Genomic DNA, 8567 nt, shown 5'->3' on the forward strand with positions numbered 1-8567 from the left:
CGAGAGCCTGATCCGGCTCAAGAAATTCCAGGTGGACGAAAAGCGCCGCCAGGTCACGCAGATCGAGATGATGATCGCCGACTTCGAGCGCATGGCCGCCGAGCTCGATCAGCAGATCGAGATCGAGCAGCAGAAGACCGGCATCTCGGATGTCGCGCACTTCGCCTATTCGACCTTCGCCAAGGCCGCGATTGCGCGGCGGGACAACCTGCTGGCCTCGGCCGCCGACATGCGCGGCACGCTCGAGGCGGCGCAGGACGCGCTGGCCGAAGCGGTGGAGGACCTGAAAAAGGTCGAGTTGCTTGACCAGCGCGAGCACGGCCGCGAGATGGCGGCGGAAGCGCGGGCCGAACAGGCCGAGTTCGACGAGATCGGCAGATTGCGGCACCTGCGGCGCTAGCGCGCGGGCGGAGGGGGAGGCATGGGAGGGGGCTCGCCGCGGCGGGCCCTTTTGGTTTTTTGGGGGTGGGTGGTTAGGCGGGAGGGGATGTTGCGGGGATGAGAAGCATGGGTCGGCAGATGGGCCGGAGGCGGCCACGCGTTCATCAGGCCGATGGGCTTGGGGTCTGGTAGTGGCGCGGGCAGCCGCCCGCGCCGAGTAGTCAGGCGCCGATCGCGTTCAGGCCGCGTGGGGGAGTTTCGCCCCCGGCCGCGCGCCGCAGCTTCGGTGCAACAACGAAGATCGCGACCGCGACAACCGCGTAGCCGGTCAGGGGCAGGATGCCGCTCTCGCCGATGACGTACTCGGCGACCAGCGGCGAGGCGACGGTGGACGCCCGGAGGATGCCCCAAAACACATTGTGGGCGGCGTGCATGATGGCAGAGGGCCAGACGCTGTTGGTACGGAGTCGCGCGTAGCCCACGACCATGCCCCACACCGTCGCCCCAACGAGGAACAGCGGCAGCACGAGCCAGAGGTTGCCGTCCGCATGGTAGAGCGGGGTGAAGAGGATGATCGGCAAGTGCCACAGACCATGCATCAGTCCGCTCAGCGGCAACGCCCATTTCGGGCCGATGGCGTTGGCGAGACGCGGCAGCAGGTAGCCTCGCCAGCCGATCTCCTCGGCCAGAGCGCCGGTGAACAGCAGGTGCATGACGATCTCGTAGAGGACCACTGCCGGCAGCATCCACAGGCCCAATTGCGCAAGCTCGGTCGGCATAACGTATCCGGCGAGGCCGGCGCCCCAGGCCAGGACGTAGGCTCCGCCAATCACGGCGAGCGGGATCAGCAGTGCCGGCAGCCATGCTCTGAAGCCGGGGCGGTGGAGGCCGAGCGAAACCCATCCCGCCTTCGTGCGTCCATCGGGAGTGACGACGAACAGCATCAGCAGGACTGCGGCGAGCGGGGCATACATCGCCGCGATAATCACAAGGCCGCCAAGCACGGGGTAGAGCAGCGAGGCGAGCAGCACGAGGGTGAAGGCGAGCCCGTAGTAGATGGCGGACTTGCCGAGGTCGGTGAGGTTGGCGAGCATTCGGGCTTCTCCGTTGTTGCGGTCAGGTCATGGGCGTCGGTGGCCGAGGTGAAGGTCGGGATCCGTCGGTCGAGGTGGCGGGCGGCCTCAGTGCGGCGCGACCCAGATTCGCTGGTTCGCGAAGTCGAGGGTCACGATGTTCTCGTTCAGGAACGCGGCGCCGAACGTGCCGTCGTAGATGATCTCCTGAGACTGAAGCTGGACGCCCTTCAGCGGCACGTCGGCAACCGTCAGGTCGGCCGTTATCGTTTCGCCGTACGCCGTCTCCGAGGCGGGCCTGGGCACCTTGAGCCCGAGCTGCGTGAACGAACTGGGCGTAAGGATATTGCTTCCAACGCTACCGGCGTCGAGGAGGATACGAAGCGGTTGGGGCTCCGCTGCGACCTCGAAGAAAACGCTAGTGGCGTGGCCAGCGACCTCGCGCTGAATATAGAGCGGCGAACTGGCAAGACCCGCGACGCGCTCCGCCAGCGTGGCGTCGCTTTCGAGGATGATCCGGTTGCCAGGCCAGTCGAGCGTGATTGGGCCGTCCAGAAAGGCGTTCAGCGACACGATCCCGTCGACATGCGGCCAGTCCGGCGGCAGCAAGCTCGCGACGTCGAAGTACATCACGTAGTCCTCTGACTCGACGCCACCCACCTTGATCACTGCAGGACCGCACCAGGGGGCGGTGAGCACTTCGCCAGTCATGCGCACGCCGGAAAGCTGGCCGAAAGGCCTGCAGCCGATCTTGTCGGCCAACTCCGGGCCGATCCCGGTAATCCCGGCACCGGTGTCGATGATGACCCAGGCCGGCACGCCGTCGACTTCGATTTCGATGCGCTTGAGTCCGCGCTCGAACTCCGAGACGGCGATCACGCCTCGCGGTGGGCTCGACTGGGCGTAGGCTGGCGTGCCGGCTGCGACGGAGATCGCAGCAAGCGCGGCGAGACGGCGGGCGGCAAGCGTTGTTGTGTGTTTCATCGTTGTCTCCGGACGGGCTATTCCGTCATTGCGCGGGGCGCGTGAGCTGTGGGCAGAATCCCTTACTTTGCAGGGGCCGGGCGGGGTTCGATGAACCCGCCCGGTCCTGCGGAGCGATCAGGCTGCGGCGAGGTGGCTCCGGCTGCGGCGGCCGTCGAGCGTCGGGCCGAACCTCCAGACGATCCAGCCCGCCCAGGCGAGGTAGAAGGCGAGGAAGAACAGGCGATAGATGAACTGCCCGGACGGCTCGGCGACCATCGAGCCGAAGAATTCGGCGCCGAAGTAGTTGACCGAGAAGTGGAGCCCAACGACCGGCCAGACGCTGCCGCCCATACGGTAGAGCCAGGCGTAGACCACCGAGACGGCGACCACGCACGTGGCCATGGGCCAGCCCATGTCGCCGATGATGATCAGCGGGGCGTGCCAGATGGCGACGCCGACGCCGATGATCAGGGCGGTGGCCAGCGGCGAGATCTGCTTCTGCATCTCGTGCTGGGCATAGCCGCGGAACGTCAGTTCTTCCTCGCCGGGACCGGAGATCAGAACGATCGGTATGGCCAGAAGGAAATCGAGCAAGCCGTACACGGGCAGGGGCTGGAGGCGCGCGCCCGTGAGGGCCGCGAGCCCGACGGACGACAGGATCACGACGACCGGGCCGAGAAGCGCGGCGGCGTAGACCCAGAGCGGGGCCCTGAAGGTGATGAGCCGCTTACCCCAGGCCTTGAGGCCTTCGACACCGTCCATGACCAGGATGGCGATCGGCGCCGCCATGAGCGGGCCTAAGGGGTTCATGGGCAGGAGCCAATACTCGGACGGCCAGATGGCGTTGCCGAGCCAGCCCATCCAAGTGAAGGCGTAGGCGAGGCCGAAGAAGACGGCCATGCGTGAGACGAGAGCGGACATTGAAGTACCTCGTGGCTGAGATGGGCCGCACTGGTTGCGACCGGGCGGTTCCAGTGCGGCGGGGGTACATCCGGCCGTATCGGAATGCTTGGAGTTGTCGTGGAGACTTCGTGGATATATCTGGGAGAATGGCCACGGGGGCGCCCGCGGATGATCTACACGCTCGATGAAGTGGAACTGGACCTGGGCCGCGTTGAGCTGCGCCGGGCGGGAGAGGTCGTTGCCGTCGAGCCGCAGGTGTTCAGTCTGCTCTCGCTGTTGATCGAAAACCACGACCGCATGGTGTCGCGCGACGAGATCGTCGAGCGCGTGTGGGACGGACGCATTGTCTCGGAGGCGGCGATCTCGAGCCGGGTCAAGGCGGCCCGCCGCGCGATCGGCGACGACGGGGTGCGCCAGACGGTCATCAAGACCATCCACGGACGCGGCTTCAGGTGCGTCGCGAACGTCCGGATCGCCGCGGACCGACAGGCCGTGCCGGCGGAGGTGGTGCCTCTTCCGGTTGCCGAGCGGGGAAGCGGGACCTTGCGGCCGTCTATCGCGGTGCTGCCGTTCCCGGCGACGGGGCTGGACGAGACTCAGGCATCACTGGGCGACGCCATTCCGCACGAGGTCATCTCGGCGCTGTCCCGCATGCGCTGGCTCAAGGTGATCTCAAGGGGCTCGAGCTTCAGGTTCCGCGAGAAGGACCCCAATGTCCGCGAGGTCGGGCGGGCGCTTGGCGCGCGCTATTGCGTGACCGGCATGATCGTCGCCGAAGGCCGGGCGCTGAACCTGTCGGTCGAGCTCGCCGACACCCGCGATGGCACCGTGGTATGGAGCGATTCGTACCGCTCGCGCGTCGACGACATCCAGGCGCTCCGCAGGGAGATCACGGTCAACCTCGTGGCGACGCTGGAGCGGCAGCTCGCAATCAACGAAGCGGTCCTGGCGCAGTTGGTCGAACCGGGCAGTCTCGACGCCTGGGCGCTGTTCCACCTCGGCCTACAGCGTATGTTCCGCTTTTCGGCGAGCGACAACCTGGCGGCGGCACAGTATTTCGCAGCCGCGCTTGAACGCGAGCCCGGCTTTGCGCGCGCGCATGCAGCAGTGAGCTTCACAGAGTTCCAGAACGCCTATCTCGGTTACGCACCGGACCGGGGGGCCAGCGTCACGGCGGCCCGCCGATCCGCGGAGCAAGCCTATGCGCTCGATCCGCTCGACCCGTTCGCGAGCTTCACGCTGGGGCGCTCCCACTGGCTGAGTGGAGACATCGAAGCGAGCCTGGGCTGGCTCGATCAGTCTTTCGCGCTCAGCCCGAGCTATGCCCAGGGCATCTACGCCCGGGCCTGGGCCGACACCATGCTCGGTCGGCCGGACCGGGCGCGGGGCAACCTCGACAGCGCCATGAGTCTCAGTCCGCTCGACCCGTTCCTGTTTGCGATGAAGGGGACGCGGGCGCTGGGCTTCCTCGTAGAGGAACGGATCGAAGAGGCGGTACGGTGGATTGACGATGCCGGACGGAGCCCCGGCGCCAATGCGGTGGTGCATCTCGTTGCCGCGGCGGCGCACGAGATGAACGGCGAACGGGACGAGGCACTGTACTGGGTGAAGGGCGCCCGCGCCCGCAATCCGCTGATCGACACGGCGCAGCTGTTCCGGTCGCTGCCGTTTGCCGAACGGGCGCTTCGGCAGCGCATGGCGGCTTCGCTCGGACGACTCGGCGTCGGATAGCAGTCTGCCCGACTGCGAACGACGCTACTGGCGCGAAGCGGTCGTCGCTGGCTGGCGGGACAGGACCGCTGAGGGCGACGGTGTATCCGGGAGGCGCTGTGGCCCCCCTCCACCACCCTTCGGGTGGTCCCCCTCCGCCGCTGGTGGGTGGGGGGGCGGCCCGGCGGGGCCGCGGGCTCGATGTCATCGCGGCGCGGCCCGGGACCTTGCACGTGCGCCGTGATCGGGACGCTATCTCGGGATGGGCCCCGGCCTGCGCCGGGGTGACAGCGGTGGGGTGGCACAAGGGTGCCCTTGCCCGTGGACGGGTGCCCCTCGCCCGTGGACGGGTGCCCCTCGCCCGTGGACGGTGCCCTTGCCCGTGGACGGGGGAGGATGGGGCTCGCTGAGCGGAAGCTGTGCGACGACGATCCGGGGGGGGGATGGCAGGTGCGTCGCTTCGCGCTGCGTGATGTTAAAAATTCTTGACGCCACGTTCGGTATAGATTACCTCGCGTAAGGCAAGGATAACATCGGAGTTCCCCCATGAGCATGCGTGAGAAGGTTGCGTGGATTTCCACGCTGACGGGCCTGACGATCTTCGGGTACTATTTCTGGAGCGTCTGGTCGGACTTCGCGGCGCGGCTGCTCGATGGCGACACGCTGTTCTGGCGCTTCGTGTGGTGCTTCGGCATCGCCGTGGCCATCATGCTTCCGGCTTCGCTGATTGCGGCCTGGGTCGGCAAGCAGCAGTTCGATCCGCCGCTCGACGAGATGGAGCAGGGCATCGAGCGCCGCTCGCATCGGGCGGGCCTCGGCATCCTCGAAGCCTCGCTCATCGGCATCATCCTCGGCAGCGGCTTCATCACCGAGACGGCGCGCGCCGACTATCCGGCCGATGCCGCCGGGGCGACGACCATCATGCTGGTCAACCTGCTGCTGCTGGCGCTGGCGGTTTCCGGCACGCTGCGCGAAATCCGCATCATCGTCGGGTACCGGCGCTACACCTGATGCCCGCGCCCCCTCCCATCACCAACTCCATCCGCCGGCTGCGCTTCGATCACGACGAGATGACCCAGCAGCAGCTGGCCGACCGGATCGGCATGACCCGCCAGACGGTGGCGGCGATCGAGCAGAACAAGTACTCGCCGTCCCTCGAGGCCGCCTTCCGCATCGCGGAGGTGTTCGGCGTCGGGATCGGGGACGTCTTTCAGTGGAAGACCCCCGGCTGACGCAGCGCCGGAAGGCTGCGCCGGGCCGGCCTATGGCCCCGGCAGGTGGAGACGGATGCTGGCGCCGGTGCGGCGCCTCTCGCACGCATCGAGGCGCCAGCCATTGCTGCTTGCGATCTCGCTGACCACGGCGAGGCCGAGCCCGCTGCCATCGGCGCGCAGGCGATCGCGCTCCAGCCGCTGGTTGCGCTGCAGCGCCTGCCGGAAGGCCGCGCCGCGCAGGCCGGGGCCGGTATCGTGGCATCGCGGTCACCTCGCTGTGGATGGCGGCCAGCTGAGCCCCGGCGCGGCGGCTCAGGAGCGAGGCGGCTGGTCCGCGGCGTGCCCCGGCCCGATGCGCAGGGCAATGGCAACACACATGGCGGGAACCGCCACCGCGCCGAAGGTCACCCACCAGTCGGTATCGAGGTAGGGCCTGCCGAATACGGCGAGACGGGCCAGCTGCAGCAGCACCAGCGCGGCTCCGGAGATGGCGGGGACGAGCCATGCCCCTGGGCGACGGAGGAGCAGGAGGGCGGCGAAGTCCGCCGCGCCCAGCACGGACATGCCGATGCCCTGGTACTGGCCGAAGCTCACCTGCAGGTGCATCTGCGAGGGCATGAGGAAGCCGGCAAAACCGGCCCACCAGGCCCCGAACAGGACCAGCAGCGCGGCCGTCACGTAGCCGCAAAGCCTCGCTGCCCGCCGCAGCCGAACGTGCCAACCCGTTACCGCCGACATCGCTGCCCTCCCACGTGACTGCCCGGATCACCCCCGGCTCGGACGGCGAGCGTAAGGGGAGGGCGGAGAGGTGACCTTGCGCAATGTCAAGCTGGGGCGGGCCAGGGCCGCTCAATCGTCCGCAGGGCCGCGACCCGGCCGAGGCCAGTGCCGACCATTTCTGCCCGAGAGCGGGCGCGTCATTGCTCTGCGACGGCGGCGGCGACCTGGTCGATGACGGTGAAGCCGAGCTTCAGCTTCGCGTTCATCTCGATGGTGATCGCCGCGGCGTCGTCGCTGCGGGTCGAAGCCCACAGCCGGGCCAGAGACAGAGGGTAGCCCATATGTCCGATGAACCAGGCCACCGTGGCGTTGGCGGCGTGATCCTCGACAACCCAGTCGCCCAATTGCCGGTAGGCGCTGTGAACCGTGAGCGTCGCCCCCGGCGTGATGTAGCGGACGCGCCCGGCGAGGAACATGACGGCACAGACGGAATGGCAAGTTCCGGTGACCATGGTGTCGAGGCCATGCTCGAAGATGTGCTTGGCGATTGCCAGCCCGTCGTCGGCCGAGCCGCCGTTGGATTGCAGGAGGACCCCGGCGGCGTCGGGGTTCCTGCGCAGGAGCTTCACGAACTTCGACCAGTCGCCCAGTTCGAGGTCGCCTTCCAGATAGACGTAGCGCGCGACCCCGGCCGGCGTCTCGACCAGCACGATCGAGAGATCGGCCGCCGCGGCGGAAAAGGAGACCAGCAGCGACAACCCGGCGGCGATGCGCGCCCCTCCTCGGCGCAGGGTTCGCGGCGCTCCCTGACGAGAGGCAGCCGCCAGTGCTTCACGCATCCGCTTGGGGGCGCCAAGCAAATAAAAACGGGCCCATCGTCGGCCACTCCCGAAATATTTCTCCAAGCCTATATAGTTCATTGCCGAACAAATTCAAAAGATAGTGCCATGGGCACTACCCAATAGACTCCGTCTCGAGTCAATTGCTATATAGAGGTGGCAGCGACTCAAGAACTGTCCATGCAGAGCGTGCATATACTGTATGAGCCTGGCGCATGGCCGTCGGCGGAAGTATCGGCGTGCACGACCTTCCCGATTCGGTCCGCTGGCCTGCCGATTCAGGAGCCCGGGGTCCCCCGCACGGAGCCGTCAATGTTCGAACCCAGCCGCTACTCATCAGTGACCGTCAGCGCGGACAATCGGAGGGGTGGATATCGGCTGACGCTTGGCCGCGACGGCGAGAGCATGGCGCTCAACGGCCGCTATCGGACCCGGGAGGAGGCGCTGCGGGCCGGCAATGCGCTCCTGTCGGAGTGGGAACGAACCGGCCGGAAGCCACGCGGCTAGGTACAGGACGGCGCCATGCGTGGTCCGACACAAGTCGAGGCGGCCCGGTATCGCCTTCGTGGTCGGCGCGGGATAGGGTCGCGCCATGGCCCTGACCACCGTGCCGTTGACGGCGGAGACATTCGAAGACTTTGCGGCGCTGGTCGATGCGCATGGCGGGGTGTTCGGCGGCTGCTGGTGCCTCGGCTTTCACGATCGGTCGCTGTTCGCGCTCCCCTATGCGGAAAAGCGCGAGCGCAAGCGGCAGATGGTCA

General features: G+C 67.5%; 10 protein-coding genes. 5 read left to right on the forward strand and 5 right to left on the reverse strand.

Annotated features, from left to right (window positions below):
• On the forward strand, nt 1–400 hold a 400-nt coding region (fliJ, locus tag ACE3TU_RS15490), incomplete at its 5' end, for a flagellar export protein FliJ (protein WP_374625760.1).
• A 202-nt stretch (nt 401–602) separates the two neighbouring features.
• Here fliJ and ACE3TU_RS15495 read toward each other — a convergent pair.
• The 3 genes from ACE3TU_RS15495 to ACE3TU_RS15505 all read right to left on the reverse strand — a co-directional run bounded on the left by ACE3TU_RS15495 (nt 603) and on the right by ACE3TU_RS15505 (nt 3341).
• On the reverse strand, nt 603–1475 hold the full coding sequence (locus ACE3TU_RS15495; RefSeq protein WP_374625762.1) for a type II CAAX prenyl endopeptidase Rce1 family protein: 873 nt from the start codon (nt 1473–1475) through the stop codon (nt 603–605).
• Nucleotides 1476–1562: 87 nt separating this feature from the next.
• Nucleotides 1563–2438 (reverse strand): aspartyl protease family protein, encoded by an 876-nt coding sequence (locus tag ACE3TU_RS15500; RefSeq protein WP_374625764.1) that lies wholly within the window; start codon nt 2436–2438, stop codon nt 1563–1565.
• Nucleotides 2439–2555: 117 nt separating this feature from the next.
• Nucleotides 2556–3341 carry a CPBP family intramembrane glutamic endopeptidase gene (locus tag ACE3TU_RS15505; protein WP_374625766.1) on the reverse strand — a complete coding sequence of 262 codons (786 nt, stop codon included), beginning with the start codon at nt 3339–3341 and terminating at the stop codon, nt 2556–2558.
• Between the two features lie 150 nt (nt 3342–3491).
• Between ACE3TU_RS15505 and ACE3TU_RS15510 the strand changes: the two genes are divergently transcribed.
• From ACE3TU_RS15510 to ACE3TU_RS15520, 3 genes are all read left to right on the forward strand, one after another.
• On the forward strand, nt 3492–5054 hold the full coding sequence (locus ACE3TU_RS15510) for a winged helix-turn-helix domain-containing tetratricopeptide repeat protein (protein ID WP_374625768.1): 1563 nt from the start codon (nt 3492–3494) through the stop codon (nt 5052–5054).
• Nucleotides 5055–5579: 525 nt separating this feature from the next.
• Entirely contained in the window at nt 5580–6044 is a 465-nt protein-coding gene (locus ACE3TU_RS15515) for a hypothetical protein (RefSeq protein ID WP_374625770.1), read from the forward strand.
• Nucleotides 6044–6265, forward strand: a complete 222-nt coding sequence (locus tag ACE3TU_RS15520) for a helix-turn-helix transcriptional regulator (RefSeq protein WP_374625772.1) — start codon at nt 6044–6046, stop codon at nt 6263–6265. The genes ACE3TU_RS15515 and ACE3TU_RS15520 overlap by 1 nt, the downstream gene beginning before the upstream one ends.
• Nucleotides 6266–6559: 294 nt before the next feature.
• Here ACE3TU_RS15520 and ACE3TU_RS15525 read toward each other — a convergent pair whose 3' ends face one another.
• Together ACE3TU_RS15525 and ACE3TU_RS15530 are read right to left on the reverse strand one after the other, a co-directional pair.
• Nucleotides 6560–6985 (reverse strand): hypothetical protein, encoded by a 426-nt coding sequence (locus ACE3TU_RS15525; protein ID WP_374625774.1) that lies wholly within the window; start codon nt 6983–6985, stop codon nt 6560–6562.
• 179 nt (nt 6986–7164) lie between these two features.
• Complete coding sequence (locus ACE3TU_RS15530; protein ID WP_374625776.1) at nt 7165–7806, reverse strand: ATP-dependent Clp protease proteolytic subunit; 642 nt, start codon at nt 7804–7806, stop codon at nt 7165–7167.
• Nucleotides 7807–8118: 312 nt separating this feature from the next.
• Between ACE3TU_RS15530 and ACE3TU_RS15535 the strand changes: the two genes are divergently transcribed.
• The gene (locus ACE3TU_RS15535; protein WP_374625778.1) at nt 8119–8313 is read left to right on the forward strand and encodes a hypothetical protein; all 195 of its coding nucleotides are present in this window, start codon (nt 8119–8121) and stop codon (nt 8311–8313) included.
• Nucleotides 8314–8567 lie beyond the last annotated feature (254 nt).

The sequence above is a fragment of the Devosia sp. genome, from assembly GCF_041917035.1.
Classification (GTDB): Bacteria; Pseudomonadota; Alphaproteobacteria; order Rhizobiales; family Devosiaceae; genus Devosia_A.